This window comes from Streptomyces sp. TAA040 (genome assembly GCF_000424845.1).
This window is the reverse complement of the sequence record NZ_AUKR01000020.1, coordinates 63,081-83,242: the sequence shown is the minus strand read 5'-3', so window position 1 is coordinate 83,242 and position 20,162 is coordinate 63,081. Positions and strand designations below refer to the sequence as shown.

Here is a 20,162-nt window from a genome sequence, read left to right as displayed (position 1 = left end):
GAACACGGTGGCGACCGGGAGGGCGACCAGTTCAGCCCGGCGGTTTCCTGCGCAGCCGGGCCATGAGCAGCGCGACGTCGTCGTCGGGCGTGCGGTGCAGGGCGTCGAGCACGGTCCGGCAGGTGTCCTCCAGAGGCAGCGGCGGACCGTCCAGCACTCCGCGCAGCGCGCGGAGGCCGACGTCGATGGGAACACGGCGGTCCTCGACCAGTCCGTCGGTGTAGAGCACCAGGGTGGCGCCCCGGGGCAGCGCGCGTCCCTCGGTGAGGAAGGGCACTCCTCCGACCCCGAGCGGCGCCGCGTTCGGCAGGTCGACGAGGCGGGCGCTGCCCGCCGGGTCCACCATGATCGGCGGCAGGTGTCCGGCGCTGGACAGCTCGCACCGGTTGCGCGCCGGGTCGCACACCGCGTAGACGCAGGTGGCGATGGACTCCCCGAGCGAGGCGAGTAGGTGGTCCAGCTGCGCGAGCAGTCGGGCGGGCGGCAGGTCCAGCCGGGCGAAGGCCCTCGTGGCCGTGCGCAGTTGACCCATGATGGCCGCCGCGTGCAGACCCTTGCCCATGACGTCGCCGACCATCAGTCCGAGCCGTCCGCCGCTGAGCGGCAGCACGTCGAACCAGTCGCCGCCGACCCCGCTCTGCGCCGGCAGGTAGCGGGTGGCGATCTCGATCTCCGGGTGCGGGGGCGGGGCATCCGGGAGCAGGCTGCGCTGGAGGGTCAGGGCGGCGCTGCGCTCCCGGCTGTAGAGGCGGGCGTTGTCCACGCAGATCGCGGCGCGGGCCGCCAGTTCGGCGGCGAGCGTCAGGTCCTGGTCGTCGAAGGGAGTCTGCTTGCGGGTGCGATAGAGGCTGACGGTCCCCAGCACCTCGCCCCGGGCGATGAGCGGTGCGGCGAGGTACGAGTGCACCCCGGCCTGCCGGAGCAGCTCCGAGGACGCCTCGTCCTTGGCGATCCTGCGCAGCATCGACGGGCTCACCTCGGGCAGCAGCACCGGTTCCGCGTCCCGTACGCAGCGGGTGATCAGGCGGGACGGGCCGTACGAAGCGAGTTCGCCGACCGGGTCGGTGGCGCCGAACGGCTCGGGGTCGGCCCAGTCGTCCCCGAGCCCGTCGTCCCCCGCGGCGACGGCCACCGCGCGGAAGCGGGCGGAGCCGTCCGGGCGGATGGCTCCGGTGGCCTCGCCGTTCAGCACCGAGTCGAGCACGTCGACGGCGGCGAAGTCCGCGATCCGCGGCACCGCGACGCAGGCGAGTTCGCGCGCGGTCCTGGCCAGGTCCAGGGTGGTGCCGATCCGGGCCCCGGCGTCGGCGATGACCGCCAGCCGCTCCCTCGCCTCGGCGACTCCGATGGCCGCACGGTGGCGTTCGGTCACGTCGATGGCGGAGGTCGCCACTCCCAGCGGCTGCCCGGCGCTGTCGTCGAGCCGGTAGTAGGAGACCGACCAGACCCGGCCCCGGGCGGTGCGGGCCGCGGTGCTGCCGCCCACGAGCTGGTCGAGCAGCGGCCGCCCGGTCTCCAGTACCTCGCTCAGTGCCGCGTTCACGACGGCGGCGTCCAGGTGCGGGAGGGCCTCCTCGACGCGCCGGCCGACCATCTCCTCGGCGGACAGCCCCGCGGCTCCGGACAGCGCCGGGTTGACGCGCAGCCAGCGCCGGGAGGTGTCGAAGAGGCTCATGCCGACGGGCGACTGGTTGACGAGGCTGTTGGACAGGGCGAGATCGGTCTCCAGCCGGCGCACGGTGCTCGCGTCCGCGGCCAGTCCCAGGGCGTGCGCGTCGCCGTGCACGTCGCGCAGCCGGATGTTGCGGAACTCGACGTCCCGGTCCGTGCCGTCGCGTCCCCGCACCGGGAAGACCCCCGCCCAGCTCGCCCCTTCGGCGACGACACGGCGGAACAGGTCCTCGACCACGGGCAGATGCTCGGGTGCGACCAGGAGCCGGCCGGCGTACCCGCCGAGCGCCTCCCGCGCGTGGTACCCGAAGAGCCGTTCCGCCTCGGGGCTCCACAGCACGATGCGGCCGGAGCCGTCCAGGACGAAGGCCGCGACCCGGAGCAGGTCCAGCAACCCGCCCGGAGCGGCGCCGACGTCCTCCCCGTCGGCACCGCCGTGCAGCGTCGAGGGCACCGGCTCATCCATCCGGGCCACTCCCCTCTGCCGCCGCTGGGTCTTCGAGGAGCTGCTCGGTCCACATGGTCTTGCCGAACGAGGTGTACCGGCTGCCCCACCGGTGGGCAAGCTGCGCGACGAGGAAGAGCCCGCGGCCGCCCTCGTCGGTGGACTTCGCACGGCGCAGGTGGGGTTGGGACTGGCTGGGGTCGGAGACCTCGCAGACGAGCGTCCGGTCCCGGATGAGCCGCATCCCGATCGGCCCGCCCGCGTAGCGGACGGCGTTGGTGACGAGTTCGCTGACGAGGAGTTCGGTGACGAAGGACAGCTCGTCCAGGCCCCAGTGGGCGAGCTGGGCGAGGGCCACGTGCCGGGCCCGGCGTACCGCGGCGGGCTCGGCGGGGAACTCCCAGCGCACCGTGCGGTCACCGGGCAGGGTCCGGACCCGGGCGATCAGCAGGCCGACCTCGTCGGCGGGCGGTTCCTCGCTGAGCATCCCGTGCAGGACCTCCCCGCCCACCTCGGCCGGTGTCGCCGCGGCTCCCGCGGCCCCGGCGACCTGCGCGGCGAAGTCCGCGGCGCGGGGTCCGCCGGCCGGTCCGACGAGCGCCGCGCTGCCGAAGGCGAGCAGGGTCCCGGGCTTCAGCCGCATCTCCAGCGCCTCGAACGGTTCGCCCGACGTGCCGAGCGCGGGCCCCGGACGCAGCGGGACGGTCGAGGCGGCGCCGTCCGGCGCGACGAGCACGGGGGCGGGGCAGCCCGCGCCGGCCATCGCGCATCGGCCGGTGACCGGGTCGTAGACGCAGTAGAGGCAGGTGGCCCCGGTGACACCGGCGCCGTCGCTGTCGGGAGCGGCCTCCGCACCGCCCGGGTCCCCCCGGGGCGTCAGCCGGGAGGCGACGTCGTTCAGGTGCGTGAGCAGTTCGTCCGGCGGAAGGTCGAGGTCGGCGAGGGTCTGCACCGCGGTGCGCAGCCGTCCCATGGTCGCGGTGGCCCCGAGGCCGTGGCCGGCCGCGTCCCCGACCACGAAGGCGACCTGTGTCGAGGAGAGGGCGATCACGTCGTACCAGGTGCCGCCGGTTCCGGCGGCCGTGCCGGCGGCCCGGTAGCTGCCCGACGTCTCCGCGGCGCTGATGTCCACGACCGGGTTGGGCAGCAGGCTGCGCTGGAGCGCCTCCACCGAACGGTGCTCGCGGGTGTAGCGGCGGGCGTTGTCGACGCTCAGCGCCGCCCTGGAGACGATCTCCTCGGCGAGCGCGGCATCGGTCGGGGTGAAGGGGGACCGGCCGACCGTCCGCCACAGGGCGAGCGCCCCGAGTACGAGGCCGCGGGCCCGGAGCGGCACGACCATCAGCGACGCGGCGGCCCTGGCCACCACCAGCCGGCGGTGCTCGGGATCGCCGGCGAGGCGGGCGCGCAGTCCCGCCATGTCGTCCGTGAAGACCGGCACCCCGGCGCGCAGGCGGTCGCTCTCCAGGTGCCGCACACGGAAGGTCTCCCCCGCCTGGCAGAGCTCGGGCGGCCAGCGGCCGTCGGGGGCCACGGCGACCCGGCGCATCGGTCCGCCGCCGCGGAACTCGTCGGGCTCCTCCCCGTGCAGGACCGGCTCGGTCAGGTCCACCGCCGCCAGGTCGGCGAACTCCGGAACGAGGACCCGGGCGAGCTCGGCGGCGTTGCCCTCGACATCGAGCGTCCGGCCGATGCGCTCCGAGGCGGAGTGCAGCAGGGCCAGCCGGTCCCGTACGGCCCGCACGTCGGTGACGTCGGTGTGCACGGAGGCGACACCGAGCACCCGGTCGGCGGAGTCCTGGAGCCGGAACGCCGAGACGGACAGGTGGCGGGGGCGGGAGGGCTCCTGACGCAGCCGGGCCGAGTGCTCCCAGCCGTTGAGCGGCCGGCCGCTGTCGAGGACCTCGCGCAGGCCGGCGGCGAGCGCCTCCTCGTCGTCGGGCAGCAGCGCACCGGGGCGCTGGTTCTGCCGGACGAGGCGCAGCTCCGGGTCCAGAAGGGTGAGTCCCACCTGCTGCTGGGCGAACAGGGCCCGCACCAGCGCCCCGTTCTCCTGCTCCCGGGCGGCCGCCTCCGCGGGGACGACGGTGACCAGGGTGCTCCCGCCCCGGCCGTCCGCCAGAGGGGTGAACGTCAGGCAGACCGGCACCGTGCGCCCCTCCCGGTGGCGCAGCACGGCGGGCCGGGCCTCGCCCCTCCCGGCGGCGAGCGGTTCCCACGCCGTGGGGTCGGTGAGCAGGTGGGAGGCGTGGGTGCCGCAGATCTCCGCCGCCGGCCTGCCGGTCAGCAGGGCCAGCGCGGGCGTGCAGGCCAGCACTGCGTCCGCACGGTCGAGCACCAGGCAGACCTGCTGTCCGTCCGTGGGACCATCGGGTTCCGGGGCGGCCCTGGTCGCGCTCATGCCTCTCCCTCGGCTCGGGGACGTCACGACGGCGTGTGACTCGCGGCGGTGCGGCTCGCGGCTCCCGGCGCGCGGTGGTTCGACTCGCGGTGGTGGGGCTTCTCCATTCAACCGCGGCTCCGGGCAGGACGCTCGGTGGAACGCTTCCCCGTAGGCCGGTCGGAGGAGCCGGAGCAGCGGCCGGTCAGGGCTTCCCGAACCCGCCGCCGCCCGGCGTCTCGATCCGCAGCACGTCCCCGGCCGTGGCCTCGGCGCTCGCGACCCCGTCCAGTTCGGTCGTCCGGCCGTCCGCGCGCTCCACGGCGTTGCGGCCGAGGGCGCCGGGCCCGCCGCCCGCCATGCCGTACGGCGGGACGCGCCGGTGCCCGGTCAGCAGGGCGACCGTCATCGGCTCAAGGAACCGCAGCCGCCGCAGGACTCCGGCGCCACCGCGCCGGCGGCCGGCGCCACCGCTGCCGTGCCGGACCGCGAACTCCTCCACCCGCACCGGCAACCGCCACTCGAGTACCTCCGGGTCGGTGAGCCGGGAGTTGGTCATATGGGTCTGGACGGCGTCCGTGCCGTCGAAACCGGGTCCGGCGCCCGAGCCGGATGCCAGCGTCTCGTAGTACTGGACCCGGTCGTTGCCGAAGGTGACGTTGTTCATCGTCCCCGAGCCCTCGGCCTGCACTCCGAGCGCCGCGTACAGCGCGCCCGTGACGGCCTGCGAGGTCTCCACGTTCCCCGCGACGGTCGCGGCGGGGTGCTCGGGGGAGAGCATGGTGCCCGGCGGGATGTGGATCCGGAGCGGGGTGAGGCAGCCGCCGTTCAGCGGGATGTCCTCCGAGACGAGCGTGCGGAACACGTAGAGGACGGCGGCGGTGACGACCGAGCGGGGCGCGTTGAAGTTGTCCTCGCGCTGCGGGGAGGTTCCGGTGAAGTCGATCCGTGCTTCGCGCGCCCGGCGGTCCACGGTGACGGAGACCCGGATGACCGCGCCGCTGTCGGTCTCGTAGCGGCAGGATCCGTCCCGGAGCCCGGCGACGATGCGGCGGACGGACTCCTCGGCGTTGTCCTGCACGTGCCGCATCTGGGCCCGTACCGTCTCGATGCCGAACTCGTCGATCAGCGCGCGGAGTTCGGAGATGCCTTTCTCGTTGGCGGCGATCTGGGCGCGCAGGTCGGCGAGGTTGGCGTCCGGATTGCGCGAGGGGTGCGGGCCGGAGGCCAGGAGCGCGCGGGTCTCCCGCTCGCGGAGCCTCCCGTCGCGCACCAGTGGCCAGTTGTCGAACAGGACGCCCTCCTCCTCGACCGTCCGGCTGAAGGCGGGCATCGATCCCGGGGTGATGCCGCCGATCTCGGCGTGGTGTCCGCGCGAGGCCACCAGGAAGAGCAGCTCGTCCCCCTCCTCGTCGAAGACCGGGGTGACCACCGTGACGTCGGGCAGATGGGTGCCGCCGTGGAACGGGTCGTTGACCGCGTGGACGTCGCCGGGACTCAGGCCGCCGGGGGCGCGGCGCAGCACCTCCTTGACGGTGTCCCCCATCGAGCCGAGGTGCACGGGGATGTGCGGCGCGTTCGCGACGAGCTCGCCGCGCGCGTCGAACATCGCGCAGGAGAAGTCGAGGCGCTCCTTGATGTTGACGGAGTGGGCCGTGCTCTCCAGCCGTACGCCCATCTGCTCGGCGACGGACATGAACAGGTTGTTGAACACCTCCAGCCGCACCGGATCGGCGCCGGTGCCTGCGACGGGATGCGCGGGCTCCTCGACCCGGCTCAGCAGCAGGTGCCCGCGCTCGTCGGCCACCGCCCGCCACCCCGGTTCCAGGACGGTGGTGGCGTCTGGTTCGGTGAGCAGCGCGGGGCCGTCCACCGCCGTGCCCGGCGCGAGCGAGGCACGGTCGTGCAGGGCGGCGTCCCGCCAGCGCCCGGACGCGTACATCCGGGTGCGGGCCGGGGCGGCGCCCGTGTGCGGCGCCGCCCCGGCGGGGGCGGCGCCGCGGAGCGCCGGGTCCGGCGGGTCGGCGCGGCGGGGCGGAAAGTCTTCGGCACGGGCGCCGGGGGGCCCGGGACGGACGCGGCCCTGCCGGTGGCCTTCGGCCCGCCCCACCGACTCCACCACGAGGGTCGCCGCGACCAGTGGTTTGTCCATGGCGAAGCCGTAGCGGGCCCGGTGGGCGCGGGTGAACTCCTCGGCCATCGCGGCGGCCGGGCCGAAGGCCACCGGCAGGGCCGCGTCCGTCCCCGCGTACCGCAGCTGGAGCCGCGCGTGGGTACGCACCGAGGCGGCGGGCACCCCGTCCTCGCGCAGTTCGGCGGCCGTACGGGCCGACAGTTCGTCCCGCAGGGCGCGCAGGCGGGCCATCACGCGCTCGTCCGGGGCGTCGAGCGCGTCGGCCGTGCCGAGTTCGCACTCCACCGACTGCTCCCGCTGCGCGCTCGCGTCCGCGACGCCGATCCCGTAGGCGGACAGCACCCCGGCCAGCGGCGGTACGACGACGGTGTCCATGCCGAGCACGTCCGCGACCGCGCAGGCGTGCTGGCCGCCGGCCCCGCCGAAGGCGGCGAGCGCGTAGCGGGAGAGGTCGTGGCCGCGCTGGACGGAGATCCGCTTCACCGCGTTTGCCATGTTCCGCACGGCGATCTCCAGGAACCCGGCGGCCACCTGCTCGGGCGTCCGGTCGTCGCCCGCCTCCGCCGCGGAGCGCTCGGCCAGCGCGGCGAAGCCCGCCCGTACCGCCGAGGCGTCCAGCGGCTCGTCCCCGTCCGGCCCGAAGACACGGGGGAACCGCTCGGGCAGCACCCGCCCGAGCATCACGTTGGCATCGGTGACGGTCAGCGGCCCACCGCGGCGGTAGCACGCGGGCCCGGGGTCGGCACCGGCCGAGTCGGGGCCGACCCGGTAGCGGGCGCCGTCGAAGTGCAGCACCGAGCCGCCGCCCGCGGCCACGGTGTGGATGTCCATCATCGGTGCGCGCAAACGCACCCCGGCGACCCGGGTGTCGAGGCTCCGCTCCAGCTCGCCCGCGTAGTGGGAGACGTCGGTGGAGGTGCCGCCCATGTCGAAGCCGATCACCCGGTGCCGGCCGATCTCCGCGCACCTGCGCGCCACCCCCACGACACCGCCCGCCGGGCCGGAGAGCACGGCGTCCTTGCCGCGGAAGTGCCCGGCCTCCCGCAGTCCGCCACCGGACTGCATGAACATCAGCCGCACTCCCCTGAGTTCGCCCGCGACCAGATCGACGTAGCGCTTCAGCACCGGCGAGAGGTACGCGTCCACCACCGTGGTGTCCCCACGCGGAACCAGTTTGATCAGCGGGCTCACCTCGTGCGAGCAGCTCACCTGGGTGAACCCCGCCTCCCGGGCGAGGCGGGCAAGCCGCTCCTCGTGCGCCGGGTACCGGTAGCCGTGCATCAGCACCACGGCCGCAGCGCGGAACCCGTCTCGCCGTGCGGCACGCAGCGACCGCACGGCCGCGTCCCCGTCCAGGGGCCGCACCCGTTCGCCGTGCGCGCCGATCCGCTCCGGCACCTCGATCACGCGTTGGTGGAGAGGCCCGGGCAGGACGATGTTCCGGTCGAAGATGCGCGGCCGGTTCTGGTAGGCGATGCGCAGCGCGTCCCGGAAGCCGGCCGTGGTCACCAGGACCGTCGGTTCCCCCGTCCGCTCCAGCAGGGCGTTGGTCGCGACGGTGGTGCCCATCTTCACGACCGCCACCTGCGCCGGGTCGACGGCCGTGCCCTGCGGGAGGCCGAGCATCCGCCGGATGCCCTCCACCGCGGCGTCCCGGTAGCGGTCCGGGTCGTGCGAGAGCAGCTTGGCCGTGGTCAGCGCCCCGTTCGGATCCCGGCCCACCACGTCGGTGAACGTGCCGCCACGGTCGATCCAGAACTCCCAGCGTCCGCTCATGCCGCCATCGTGCCAGGAGCGGTACGGCGGCACCGCGGTTCCAGCCGCGCCGGGCCGCTCGGGGGCGGGGCCCGGCGCGGAGCAATCGGGGGTGCGGAGGACGGCGGGAAGGTCAGGGCAGGGCCGGCGCGCGGGAGCGGAGTACCCGGTCGAAGTGGTCGAGGAGCCGGTCCCCGACCGCTTCCCAGGTCCGCTCCCGCACCGCCGCGCGGCCTGCTCCGGCGAGCCGGCACCGCAACCCGGGGTCGTCGCGCAGGGCGCCGACCGCGCGGCTCAGCGCGACGGGGTCGTTCGCGGGGAAGAGCAGGCCGGTGCGGCGGTGGTCGATGAGGTCCAGCGGGCCGCCGACCCCAGGCGCCACGGCCGCCACGCCGGATGCCTGCGCCTCCTGGACCGCCTGGCAGAAGGTCTCGAACGGGCCGGTATGCGCGAAGACGTCGAACGCCGCGTACATCCGGGCCAGTTCGTCGCCGGTGCACTGTCCGGTGAAGCGGGCGCCCGGCAACGCGGCCCGCAGAGCCGGTTCGCTCGGCCCGTCGCCGACCACCACCAGACGTACGCCGGGCAGCGCGCCGGTGGCGGCCAGCAGGTCGACCCGTTTCTCCGGGGCCAGCCGGCCGACGTACCCCACCAGGAGGCCGTCGCCGAGGCCGGGCCCGGCCAGGTCGCGGCGTAACCGTTCGTCCCGCAGGGCGGGGCGGAAGCGTTCGCTGTCGACTCCGCGCGGCCACAGCGCGACCCTCGGCACCCCGTGGCCGGTGAGCAGTGCGGCGGCCGCGGAGGAGGGGGCGAGCGTCAGGTCCGCGGCACCGTGGACCGCCCGGATGCGGCGCCAGGCCGCCGACTCGCCCGCTCCGAGGTACGTGCGCGCATAACCGGCAAGGTCGGTCTGGTAGACGGCGACCGTGGGCAGCCCCATCCTTCCGGCCACGGCGACGGCCCGGGCTCCGAGCACGAACGGTGCGGCCAGGTGCACCAGGTCGGGGTGGTGGCCGGCGATGGCGGCGGCGAGCCGTCGGCTGGGCAGCGCGACACGGACCTGGGGGTACCCCGGCAACGGCAGCGAGGGCACCCGCACCACCGGGCACGGGCCGTCGTGCGGGAGGCGGGCGCCCGGCGGAGGCATCGGGGCGACCACCAGCGGCTCGTGCCCGCGGCGGACGAGGTGGCGGGCGGTCTGCAGGGCGCTGTGCGCCACGCCGTTGACGTCGGGAGGGTAGGACTCGGTGACGATGACGACTCTCATGCCCCGGTTCTCGCCGCTGCGCGGGGTGTCGCGGCCACGTCGGCGTGTCGTCGCGGCGAACACCCCGTGAGCGGTTCGCTCGCGGCGGGCGGCGCCCCCGCGGCCCCCCTGCGGGCTCAGCCCCGGGGGCGCTCGGGGCGCAGCCGGCCGCGGACGGCACTCTGCACCCCGGCCTCTTCGGCCGGGTCGAGCGCCAGCCGGCGCAGTTGCTCCACCACCCGGCTGTCGGCGGTGGCGGCGTACCGGGCCGCCAGTTCGCGGGTGGACTCCTCGCAGTCCCACAGGCACTCGATCGCGAAGCCCGCCGCGAAGGACGGGTCGGCCTCCGCAAGAGCCCGGGCCGTGATGCCGCGCAGCCGGGACGAACCGGTCTCCCGGTAGACGTGGCGCAGCACGGGCGCCGCGCAGGCGATGCCGAGCCGGCCGCACCCCTCCACCAACGGCCACAGCGTGTCGGAGTCGGCCCCCTCGGCCCGGACGGTACGCCGGAGGGCGCCGAGCACGGCGGGGGCGTCGCCCGCGCCGCCGCGGGTGCCGAGCGCCGCGGCGGCCTCGGCGCCCAGGCGGTCGGGACGGGTGACCCAGAGACGGGCCCGATGCAGTGCCTCGACGCCGCGCATGCGGGCGTAGGACGCGCAGGCGGCCTCGACGACGGAGGGCGGACCGGTGGCCGCCGCCTCCTCGATGAGGTCCAGCGCCTCCCGGTCACCGCGTTCGGCCAGGTGGCGCAGGGCTGCCGAGCGTGCGGCGTCGGCGGCCCCCCGTGCGGCGGCGAGCAGTTCCGGCCGGTCCTCCGGACCGGCGACGGCGGCAAGACAGCGGGCGGCCGCCGCTTCGCGGCGACGGCGGCCGGGCAGGTCGGCGGTTCCGACCGGGTCCGCGGGGGCCGCCTCCTCGGCCCAGGTCAGCACCTCGCGTACGCTCCAGCCGGGCCGGGGGCCGGCGGACCGCAACTGCCGGGACCAGCGGTCGAAGGAGTGCAGCTCACGGACCTCGGCGAGCCGGGCGCGCTGCCCGGGCTGCTCGGCGTCCTCGGACCAGAGCCGCCACGGCCGGGGCTCGAAGGCACCGCGCATGGCCTCGGCGAGCTCGGCGTCGCCCTCCGAGGTCCGCGGAAACCGGTCGAGCACCGCCGGTCCGAGCGGACGCAGGCCCGCGTCGTCGTCCCGGACGGCGAGTTCGTCCAGGGCCCACTGCCAGTTGGCTCCGTGCGCCGCGTAGCGGCGGAGCAGCAGCAGCGCGGCCTCGTCGCCGTAGGAGGCGAGGTGGCCGAGCACCGACAGGGCGAGCCCGGTCCGCTCCTCGCGGTCGTCGGTGCGGTCCTCGGACGCGAACAGGTGCTGCTCGATCATCTCCGGCCCCGCGCCCAGTTCGGTGTGCAGCCGCGCGTAGTAGAGGGAGCGATGCTCCAGCTGCCAGTCCTGTCGGGGGTCGTGCAGCACGCACCGGCGCAACGCGGCCAGGGCTTCGGTGCGGGGCGCCGCCAGCGCGTGCAGCGTGCCGTCGCCGCGGCCTCGCTGCAGGAGGCCGAGCAGCGTACCGCTGGGCGCTATGTCTGAATCGGCGTATTCGTCGAACATAGGAGTCAGCATCCGGTGCGGGGTATTCGGCTGGCAACGGGATTTCCCCGGGCAGCCGCGGCAGCCTACCGGGAATCCCGCCTTCCGCAGAACTGCCCGAGGACTGCGGACGGGGGCCGCCGGCATATGCCGCAAGCACCACCGGATCGGGTGTTGCCAAACCCCTTACAGACCGTCGCGGGCTGTGTAAGAGTCATTACCCGGCAATCGACCCGCTCGCCCGGCAACCGCCGGGGAACGCCCGTATGGAGTAGCGATGCCCTCCCATCTGCCCGCGGACCACTCGGCCGCGCCCGCGGCCGAGCGCGGCACCCTCGACTCCCTGATCAGTCAGGCCCGCAGACTCCGCGGCGGAGTGGACGCAGTCCTCCAGGTCACCGGCGAGGAGGGCGGGGACGCGCGGCTTCGCTGGCAGCGGGCGCTGTGCACCCTGGCCGTCAACCACCTCGACGACGTCGGCCGCCAGCTGGACCAGCTCCGCGACGGGCCACCCTCCGAGCGACCCGGCCATGCCTGTTCCGCCCCTGCCGCAGCGACCGAGACGCCCGAACGGGCAACGGCCGCCACGCGGGCCGGAAGCGCCGAGTGGAACCTGCTCACCGACGAGGTGCAGTGGTCCGACGAGCTGTACGCCATCTTCGACCGCGCCCCCCAGGACGGCCCGCTGTCGCTGGACGAACTCCCCGCGTGGGTGCTCCCCGAGGACCAGCCCTGGATGATGGAGGCGGTCACCGACTGCTTGGTGGACGGCAAGCCGGTGGACGGCGAGTTCCGGATCGTCCGGCGGGACGGCTCCCGGCGCACCCTCCACGTCGCCGGTGAACCCGTACTGGACCGCGAGGGCGGCACCGTCTGCATGTGGGCCGTCCTGCGCGACGTCAGCGAACTCCGGGAGAACGAGCGCACGGCCCGGGAATCGCACGAGTCGCTGCGGACGGAGCAGCAGGTCGCGCACGTCGAGCACCGCCTCGCGGTCGAACTCCAGGAAGCGGTGCTGCCGCCGTGGCGCGGCTCGTTGCGGCTGCCGCCCGGGAACGCCCCCCGCGGTGCGGCGCTGGACCTCGCCGCCCACTACCTGCCCTCGCCGACCAGCGCGCTGATCGGCGGCGACTGGTACGACGCACTCGAACTCCCGGACGGCAGCACGCTGCTGACCGTGGGCGACCTGACCGGGCACGGCGTGGAGGCGACCACCGGCATGGCGATGCTGCTGGGCGCGATGCGCGGGATGGCCCTCGCGGGCCTCGGACCCGGCCCGCTGATGGGCCACCTCAACCAGTTGCTCGACGCCGCGGCGCAGCCGGCCCTCGGCAGCGCCCTGTGCTGCCGCTACGACCCGCGGACCGGGGAGCTGAGCTGGGCCCAGGCCGGCCACCCCGCACCGCTGGTGTTCCGGGAGGGCCGGGGCCGGACCCTGGTGCCTCCGGAAGGGGTCCTGCTCGGCGCGACCAGCGGCGCTGTCTACGGCGAGCACCGCGAGCACCTGGCCCCGGGAGACCTGCTCGTCCTGCACACCGACGGGCCGGCCCCCCGCAGCAGCCTGCTCCCCGACGGCGAGGACTCCACCGGCTCCGCCCGTCTGCTCTCCCTCGCACCGCGCCTGGCGGCGGCCCGTTCGGCACGCGAATGCGTCCGGGTGGTGGTGGAGGAGTTCAGCCGGGCTGAACGGGAGGACGACGCCTGCGCCCTGGTGGCCCGGGTCTGTGCCTGACGGACCCCTCGTCCACCGCCTCCTCACACCCGCAGCCTGCTCGGCGGCTTGACCCCCGCCGCGGCGCCGGGACCGCCCCGGGGCGCCTTCGGCAGTGCCGACTTGATCTCCTCCCGCAGGTCCTCGATCCTGGCGTGCCCCGCGTACTGGCCGGTGAGCCGGTACATCTCTCGCAGCCGGTCCCAGGTGCGCATCGAGGAGTTCTCCCCGATCGACACGAGCGCCAACCGGGCGTAGCGGTCGGCCTGTTCCGGGTCGTCTTTGAGGAAGCAGGCCGACGCCAGCGAGATGTAGTCGAAGATGTTCGACCGCTGCCGGCCGTCCTCCCGCAGTCGCAGCGCCTGCTTGGCGTGCATCTCGGCAGTCGGTGCCGCGCCGGGCTCGTACTCCGCCAGCGTCCGGAAGGCCAGGGCCTGCATACCGTGCAGGTCCGCCTCGTCGAAGAGCTGCATCCAACTGGGCGGAGGCACGTCCCCGCCGTCGGACACGAAGAGTTCCTCGGCCTCTCCGAGGGTGCGCCGCATCGCCTGCCCCTGGCCCAGGGAGGCCTGCGCCCAGGCCTCGATGGTGTGCAGCATGGCCCGGGTGCGCGGCAGGTTCTCCTCGCCGGAGCCGGACCGGGCCAGCTTCATGAGGTCCAGGGCGTCGTCCGGCCGGCCGAGGTGGACCATCTGCCGCGCCGCCCGGGAGAGCGCCTCACCGGCCCGCGGGCGGTCGCCCCCCTCGCGGGCGGCGTGCGCCGCGATGACGAAGTACTTCTGGGCGGTGGGCTCCAGACCCACGTCGTGCGACATCCAGCCGGCGAGCACCGCCAGGTTGGCGGCGACCCCCCAGAGCCGCTTCTGGAGGTTCTCGGGGTGGCGGTAGCCCAGCATCCCCCCCACCTCGTTGAGCTGGCCCACCACGGCCTTGCGCTGGAGGCCGCCACCGCGGTTGGCGTCCCAGGCCCGGAACACCTCGACCGAGTGCTCCAGCGCCTCGATCTCCTGGGCTCCGACGGGAGCCGCCTCGTAGCGGTCGAAAGCGGCCGGATCGGCCTGGTGCGGGGCATCATGGGGGGCGGGGACGGGGTCGGTTCGGAGCCAGTCGTCCAGTGAGCTGTGCAGGGCGGAGCCCGCGGCGAGCGCGGCACTCGCGCCCACCAAGCCGCGTCGGTTGAGCATGAGGTCCATTCCCGTGAATTCGGTGAGGACCGCGGCGGTCTGCTCGGGCGCCCAGGGAAGGCCGTCGACGGACTGGCGCCTACCCGCTGGGCCCGGCCGGCCGAACCCGAGATCCTCGATGGTCACGACACGACCGAGTTGCTCGGTGAACAGGGAGGCCAGCACCTTCGGTACCGGATCGCGCGGGGTCTCCCCCATGTCGATCCACCGCCGCACTCGCGAGGTGTCGGTCGCCAACTGCGGATGGCCCATGGCCGCCGCATGCCGGTTGACCAGCCGGGCGAGTTCGCCCTTGGACCAGCCGGCAAGGCCGAACAGGTCCGACAGGCGGGTGTTGGGTCCTTTGTTCACGTCAAGCCCCCAGGATCTCGGCTGAGTTGACAGTAGCCGCCGCACCAGGGGCCTGCGAGCATTCGCCAGGGTTCGCCAGGGTCCGCCAGATGGTGTGCCACCCGTACGGGGGTGTCGTGTAGGAACGCGCCACCCCGGCCCGGCCGCCAGGTTGTCCAACCGAGCGGTCAGCGGCATTCCCCAGGGTGCAGCTCGAGGGCCGTCGGCCGGTCCGGGGAGGCGCGTCCTCTGTCGGCGCACGAAGGGATCCGGCTCGTCATGTATCACGCAACGTCCCCCGTGTCCGCCCCTCCCCGGCCCCGGTACCAGCACTCCGCGGGGCCGGCGCCGCAGGACCGGGCCCGGCGGGCGCGCGTACCGGCCCCCGGCACGCAGCCGCCCGTCAGCGGTCGGCTGGACCTCTCCGGGGCCCAGGGCGCCCGGCTGCGGGCCGCGCTGAACTCGGTGCACCGCATCTGCCCGGACTTCCACGCGGTCCAGGTGCTGCGGCGCAGCGGACGCTCCGTGCTGCTGTCGGGCTCCATCGGCCGCACTCCCGCGGTGGCCAAGTGCTTAACGGACCCCTCCCCCGCCTGGGCCGAACGGTTCCGGCACGAAATAGCGGTCTACCGCTCCTTCGTCCGCCACCGGCCCCCGGTGCGCGCGCCCCGGCTGGTCGCCGCCGATCCGGACCACTGCACCCTCGTCATCGAGCGGGTTCCGGGCCGCCCGGCCGCGCTGTACCGCTACCCCGCCCAGCCGCCGCAGCGCGCCGACCTGCGAGCCGTGCTGGGCGCCGTGTCCCGGCTGAACACCTGGCACCCTCCCGCCCACATGTTCGACCGCCCACTCGACTACGGCACCCGGCTCGCCCAGTACCACGAGCTGGGCATGTTGACCGACCGGGACATCGACGACCTCCAGAAACTCCTGCACAGTGCCGTCCGGTCCGCCGGGCCTTCCGGCTGGCAGTTCTGCCACGGGGACGCCCTCCTGGCCAACGTGCTGCTCTCACCCACCGGCCCGGTCATGGTGGACTGGGAGCACGCTGGCTGGTACCTCCCGGGTTACGACCTTGCGACCCTGTGGACGCTGCTCGGCGACTCCCCCATGGCCCGCCGGCAGTTGAGCCAGCTCGCACAACTGGCCGGCACCGGCGCGCGCGACGCCTTCCTGGTCAACCTGATGCTGGTTCTCACCCGGGAGATCCGCCGTGGCGAGACGGCGGTCCAGCGCAGCATGCACGATCCCGTCGCCGAGCACACCGGGCCGCAGGCACACGCTGCCGCCGGCGAGGAGCAGCGCCTGCTGCTGCGCCGGCTGCACGACGACTGTGGTCTGGCGCGGCGGGCGGTGAGGGCGGCCGTCGGGACCCGGTGATGGACGGTGACCGCCCGCGCCCTCCGGGTGCGGCCCCACTCGGAGGGCCTGCGCGCTGCCGACGGGGAGTGGGCGGGGCAACCGGCGAAGAAACCGCCCAGGGCCGCGGCGAGCCGCTCCGGGGCCTCCTCTGCCACGTGGTGGCCCGAATCGATCCCGTGGCCGCGCAGATCCGCCGCCCAGCCGCTCCAGATGGGCAGCGGATCGCCGTGACCGGTCGTGCCCCCTCTCCCGCATGGCGGCCACCAGGTCGCCGGCGGCCGCGCGCTTCGCGAGCGCGGAGTGGTCCGCGGCCGTTGCCGGACCGCGGGAGCGCCGGTAACCGCGCAGGTCGGCGCAGACGACCGTGACACCTCGGGCGGCGAGCAGCGGTGCCAGGTCGCGGAAGTGCGCGGATGGCCGTACAGCAGGAGCACGGGCGGGCCCTCACCACCGGACCGGAGGAAGACCGTCGCCGGACCGACCCGGACACGTTGTTCCTCGAAACCCCCGAACATCGGACCAGCGTGCCGCTCCGACGGCAGCGGCGCGCACCTGGTGCGCGGGCGCGGAAGGGTCAGCGCTGCTGGAAGAGTTCCGGGGGGAGGGGCTTCAGCAACTGGTACAGGTCGTCGGTGATCGGACGGTCCCAGCTGGCGATCGTCACCAGCACGCCGTCGCTGCGGTCGAACTGCACGCAGGAGATCCGGCTCTCGGAGCAGGTCACCCGGCGGACGATGAGCAGGTTGCCGTCGTGCATGACCGGGTTGTCCTCGGTCCCGGTGATGGTGACCGGCTCGTCGTTCTCCAGCGCCTCCAGCAACTGGGCCACCTCGAACGGGATCTCGTCGCCGTCCACCTCGCGGGCGACCGATCCCTCCGGGAGGTTCCCGATGATCATCGCCGGTCCCCGGCCGCCGAAGAGGTCGTACCGAAGGAACACCCCCTGGCAACTGCCGTCGGGAGCGGGAAGCAGCCCCGCGCCCAGGTTGCCCGGCCAGTCGCCCGGGTCCATCGCGAGGACGTCGAAGTCCGGCCCGGCGGGCGTGGCGGCGCTGCGGCGGCGGAGGAAGGACATGCCTGCCATGGTACGCGGACCGTCGGGCGGGCCGGTCCGCCAGGTCCCGGGGAAGCGCGAGCGCTGCCTGCGCCCGCCCGTACGCTCCGCTCGTGCGTGGAGTCGGTGATCGGCCGCCCGAGAGGGCCCGTCCTGCGCCTCGGGTGTGGAAGGGGACGCCCGGGGGCACCCCGTGAGCGGCCAGGTCCGCAGGTCCCGGCGGCGGCCCGGGCGGGGCCTCACCGGCAGGAGCGCGGAACCGAACGACGGACACCGTCCGCCGTTCGGGAGAGCGAGAGAGAGGAGGGATCGACGTGGCGACGACATCCGGTGGTGGCAACCGCAGGAGGCCGCACGGCCCGGGCCTCGGCGCCGCACGCCTCACCAGGGTGTGGCGGCAGGCGCACCGCTCCTACGCCGACGGCGCGGACCGGCCGCTGGGCGGCTACCTGACCGCCATGGCCGGGTTCGGGGCCTATGCGGCGGCGCTGGGGACGGCGGTCCGCGTGGGGCGCAAGGAGCCGCTTCCCGAGCGCCCCGAGTCGTCGGACGTCCTGCTGACCGCGGTGGCCACCTTCCGTCTCAGCAGGCTGCTGAGCAAGAGCGCGGTGACCAGTCCGCTGCGGGCGCCCTTCACCCGGTTCGAGGGCCCCGAGGGCGCCTCGGAGCTGAGCGAGGAGGTACCCGAGGACAGCAGCAGCCACACGGTGGGCGAGCTGCTCACCTGCCCGTTCTGTGTGGGTGTCTGGGTGGTGTCGGGCCTGACCGCCTCCCGGCTGCTGTGGCCGCGCGCCACCGGGACCGTCACCGGGGCCCTCACCGCTCTGGCGGGAGCGGACGCCCTCCAGCTCGCCTACAGCGCCCTCGTCGAGAAGGTCGAGTCCGGCTGACGCGGTCAGCTGCCGGTGCAGTCCGCGGGCCGGGACCCGGTCCGGGCCCGCGCGTGCTGGGTGCCTCCTCACTGTCAGACCTCGCTCGTAGTGTCGTCGCCATGATCCCCGCGGCACGCCGCGCAGCGGGGGAACGTCGTGGGGAGGGGTGTGCCATGGCCGGCACGAGCACCTATCTGGAGCTGTCGCAGGACGGCGGTGGGGCGCACAAGTTCTACGAGGTGACGGTGCACGGAGCCACCGTGTCGGTGCGCTACGGGCGGATCGGGGCCGAGGGCCAGGCCCACACGAGCAGCTTCCCGACCGCTGAGAAGGCCCAGCAGGCCGCGCACCGGAAGATAGCGGAGAAGACCCGCAGGGGGTACGCACCCGCGGTGCGGGGCGGACGTCCGCCCCGGCCGGTGACCCGCAGGCAGGCGTCCTCCGCGCCCTCCACGGCCCGCCGCACGGCTCCCGTGCTGTGGCGGCTGCGGACGGGCCAGGCGGCATTCGGCATCCACATCGACTCCGAGCGCTGCTGGGTGGGCAATCAGGCCGGTGACGTCTACACCGTGAGCCACGGCGGCGAGGTGCTGGCGCACTACTCGCTGCCCGACGGCGTCAAGTGCCTGGTCGCGGACGACTTCTGGATCTACGCCGGTTGCGACGACGGCACGGTGTACGACCTCTCCTCGAAACTGCCCTTCGCGGCCTACGACATCGCCGACGACGTGGACATCTTCTGGCTCGACATCGACGAGGGCGTGCTGCACGTCGCCGACCGGGCGGGGCGGTTGACGGTCATCGACCACGAGGACGAGCACCAGTGGTCACGGCAGAGCACCGGCCGGCACGCCTGGATGGTGCGCGCCGACCAGGACGCCGTCTACCACGGCCACGCCGCGGGGGTGAGCGCCTACCTCTCCGACGGCAGCGGCGAACTGTGGCACACCCGGACCTCCGGCTCGGTGCTGTTCGGCTGGCAGGAGGCCGAGTCGGTGTACGCGGGGACGACGCACCGGCTGGTGCAGCGGTTCGCCAAGTCCACCGGCGCCATCGAGGCCGACTACCGCTGCGACGACGTGGTCTACTCCTGCGCGACGTCCTCGGGCGGCCGCTACGTCTTCGCCGGGGACTCGTCCTCCTCCGTCTACTGCTTCGACGAGTTCGGCACCCGGTTGTGGAAGCTGGGCACCGGTGGGGGCTCGGCCCTGTCGATGCAGTACCTGGACGAGAAGCTCTACCTCGTGACCACCGACGGCTCCCTGGTCTGCGTCGACGCGAGCGAGTCGGCGATCTCTGCCGCGGAGCGGGGATCGGTGCCGGACGCGAAGGACGTGAAGCTCGCGGCCGCCGTTCCGACCTACGCCCCGACCCGCTCGGTCGCGACGGTGACCGCGGCCCCGGCCGACGGTGTGGTGCTGGAGTGCGTCCGGCGCGGCGACCGGCTGCGCGTCCAGGTCGTCTCGGAGGGCTACGAGCCGGACTGGAATGTACAGTTCCCGCGCGCCCTGCGGGAGGCGGGCGCCCGTTACGTGGTGCAGACCCTCCACCCCTCGGCGGGCGGCTTCTACCGGGTGAGGGGAGACATCCAGCGGCTGCTGTGACGCAGGCCCTCCCGGTGCGGTGCCGCGCTCCGGCGCACCCGGCGAACTGCCCGGCGAACGGCCCCACGCCACCCGGGCGCGGCGGGATTCAGGCCGCGGTCTTGGCCAGGAAGTCCAGCACCGCCGTGCTGAACTCCCGGGGCCGCTCCTCGTGGACGCGGTGACCGGCCCCCTCGATGGCGACCAGCCGGCAGTCCGGGATACGCGCGGCGATGTCCGCCGGCTCCCGCTGCGGCAGTCCGCCGCTGGAGCCGCCCGTCACCAGGAGCGTGGGCGCGGTGATACCCGTCAGCCCGTCCCACCAGCGCGGATCGGGGCGGTTGCGCTCCTCGGTGAACTGGACCTGCGCCTGCCAGTCGTGGTCGGCGGGCACGACCGGGGGTTCCGGCGCGGGCAGCGGCGGGTCCAGCGGGCGCATCGGCGCCGGCTCCTCCAGGACCAGCCGGTCCACGCGGCGCCGGTGGTCCTGGGCGAAGGCGCAGGCGACGAGCGCGCCGAGCGAGTGGCCGACGAGTACCGTCCGCTCGATGCCCAGCGCGTCCAGCAGGGTCAGCAGGTCCTCCCGGTACCGCGCGACCTGGTAGCCGCCCGGGCGGTCGCTACCGCCGTGGCCGCGGAGGTCCGGAGCCACCACCCGGTGCTCCCCCGCCAGTTGCGCGACCAGCGGTCCCCGCCAGTCCTCCCCGTCCGCTCCGAGGCAGTGCAGCAGGACCACCGGCGGCCGGGCGCCGTCCCCCCACTCCCGGTACGCCTGCCGGATACCCCCGGCGTTCACACTCCGTAGCTCACCCGTCATTCCCCCCACCGTAGTCCAGGGCCGCCCGCCCGGCCCGG

12 protein-coding genes are annotated in these 20,162 nt (G+C 74.6%); 4 read left to right on the top strand and 8 right to left on the bottom strand.

What is annotated here, in order from left to right; all coding sequences use genetic code 11:
* Nucleotides 1-31: 31 nt before the first annotated feature.
* The 5 genes from H300_RS0117050 to H300_RS0117030 form a co-directional block, all read right to left on the bottom strand.
* On the bottom strand, nt 32-2,137 hold the full coding sequence (locus tag H300_RS0117050; protein WP_051270131.1) for a SpoIIE family protein phosphatase: 2,106 nt from the start codon (nt 2,135-2,137) through the stop codon (nt 32-34).
* On the bottom strand, nt 2,130-4,517 hold the full coding sequence (locus tag H300_RS27400) for a SpoIIE family protein phosphatase (RefSeq protein WP_051270125.1): 2,388 nt from the start codon (nt 4,515-4,517) through the stop codon (nt 2,130-2,132). Before H300_RS27400 ends, H300_RS0117050 begins: the two co-directional genes overlap by 8 nt.
* Before the next feature lie 184 nt (nt 4,518-4,701).
* Nucleotides 4,702-8,406 (bottom strand): hydantoinase B/oxoprolinase family protein, encoded by a 3,705-nt coding sequence (locus H300_RS0117040; protein WP_028428399.1) that lies wholly within the window; start codon nt 8,404-8,406, stop codon nt 4,702-4,704.
* Nucleotides 8,407-8,518: 112 nt separating this feature from the next.
* Entirely contained in the window at nt 8,519-9,652 is a 1,134-nt protein-coding gene (locus tag H300_RS0117035; RefSeq protein WP_028428398.1) for a glycosyltransferase family 4 protein, read from the bottom strand.
* Nucleotides 9,653-9,768: 116 nt separating this feature from the next.
* The gene (locus H300_RS0117030) at nt 9,769-11,232 is read right to left on the bottom strand and encodes a hypothetical protein (protein WP_028428397.1); all 1,464 of its coding nucleotides are present in this window, start codon (nt 11,230-11,232) and stop codon (nt 9,769-9,771) included.
* A gap of 256 nt (nt 11,233-11,488) precedes the next feature.
* On the opposite strand from H300_RS0117030, the gene H300_RS0117025 reads away from it, so the two are divergent.
* A complete protein-coding gene (locus H300_RS0117025) occupies nt 11,489-12,943 on the top strand; it encodes a SpoIIE family protein phosphatase (RefSeq protein ID WP_028428396.1) in 1,455 nt (484 codons plus the stop codon).
* 23 nt (nt 12,944-12,966) lie between these two features.
* Here the strand turns inward: H300_RS0117025 and H300_RS0117020 are convergent, their stop codons facing one another.
* A complete protein-coding gene (locus H300_RS0117020; RefSeq protein ID WP_028428395.1) occupies nt 12,967-14,457 on the bottom strand; it encodes a DNA-binding protein NsdB in 1,491 nt (496 codons plus the stop codon).
* 258 nt (nt 14,458-14,715) lie between these two features.
* On the opposite strand from H300_RS0117020, the gene H300_RS0117015 reads away from it, so the two are divergent.
* Nucleotides 14,716-15,816, top strand: coding sequence for an aminoglycoside phosphotransferase family protein (locus tag H300_RS0117015; protein ID WP_028428394.1), 1,101 nt, complete (start codon nt 14,716-14,718; stop codon nt 15,814-15,816).
* A 556-nt stretch (nt 15,817-16,372) separates the two neighbouring features.
* Here H300_RS0117015 and H300_RS0117010 read toward each other — a convergent pair.
* Nucleotides 16,373-16,873 carry a hypothetical protein gene (locus tag H300_RS0117010; protein ID WP_028428393.1) on the bottom strand — a complete coding sequence of 167 codons (501 nt, stop codon included), beginning with the start codon at nt 16,871-16,873 and terminating at the stop codon, nt 16,373-16,375.
* Between the two features lie 293 nt (nt 16,874-17,166).
* Between H300_RS0117010 and H300_RS0117005 the strand changes: the two genes are divergently transcribed.
* Both H300_RS0117005 and H300_RS0117000 read left to right on the top strand, forming a co-directional pair.
* The gene (locus H300_RS0117005; RefSeq protein WP_486583918.1) at nt 17,167-17,742 is read left to right on the top strand and encodes a DUF1360 domain-containing protein; all 576 of its coding nucleotides are present in this window, start codon (nt 17,167-17,169) and stop codon (nt 17,740-17,742) included.
* A 155-nt stretch (nt 17,743-17,897) separates the two neighbouring features.
* Nucleotides 17,898-19,328, top strand: coding sequence for a WGR domain-containing protein (locus H300_RS0117000; protein WP_028428391.1), 1,431 nt, complete (start codon nt 17,898-17,900; stop codon nt 19,326-19,328).
* 88 nt (nt 19,329-19,416) lie between these two features.
* Here H300_RS0117000 and H300_RS0116995 read toward each other — a convergent pair whose 3' ends face one another.
* Complete coding sequence (locus H300_RS0116995; RefSeq protein ID WP_028428390.1) at nt 19,417-20,124, bottom strand: alpha/beta fold hydrolase; 708 nt, start codon at nt 20,122-20,124, stop codon at nt 19,417-19,419.
* Nucleotides 20,125-20,162: the final 38 nt, after the last annotated feature.

What these genes read in the sequence shown, in the direction of transcription:
- H300_RS0117050 (WP_051270131.1), bottom strand. Translation starts at nt 2,137, where the DNA reads ATGGATGAGCCGGTGCCCTCGACGCTGCACGGCGGTGCCGACGGGGAG.
- H300_RS27400 (WP_051270125.1), bottom strand. Translation starts at nt 4,517, where the DNA reads ATGAGCGCGACCAGGGCCGCCCCGGAACCCGATGGTCCCACGGACGGA.
- H300_RS0117040 (WP_028428399.1), bottom strand. Translation starts at nt 8,406, where the DNA reads ATGAGCGGACGCTGGGAGTTCTGGATCGACCGTGGCGGCACGTTCACC.
- H300_RS0117035 (WP_028428398.1), bottom strand. Translation starts at nt 9,652, where the DNA reads ATGAGAGTCGTCATCGTCACCGAGTCCTACCCTCCCGACGTCAACGGC.
- H300_RS0117030 (WP_028428397.1), bottom strand. Translation starts at nt 11,232, where the DNA reads ATGTTCGACGAATACGCCGATTCAGACATAGCGCCCAGCGGTACGCTG.
- H300_RS0117025 (WP_028428396.1), top strand. Translation starts at nt 11,489, where the DNA reads ATGCCCTCCCATCTGCCCGCGGACCACTCGGCCGCGCCCGCGGCCGAG.
- H300_RS0117015 (WP_028428394.1), top strand. Translation starts at nt 14,716, where the DNA reads ATGTATCACGCAACGTCCCCCGTGTCCGCCCCTCCCCGGCCCCGGTAC.
- H300_RS0117010 (WP_028428393.1), bottom strand. Translation starts at nt 16,873, where the DNA reads ATGTCCTTCCTCCGCCGCCGCAGCGCCGCCACGCCCGCCGGGCCGGAC.
- H300_RS0117000 (WP_028428391.1), top strand. Translation starts at nt 17,898, where the DNA reads ATGGCCGGCACGAGCACCTATCTGGAGCTGTCGCAGGACGGCGGTGGG.
- H300_RS0116995 (WP_028428390.1), bottom strand. Translation starts at nt 20,124, where the DNA reads ATGACGGGTGAGCTACGGAGTGTGAACGCCGGGGGTATCCGGCAGGCG.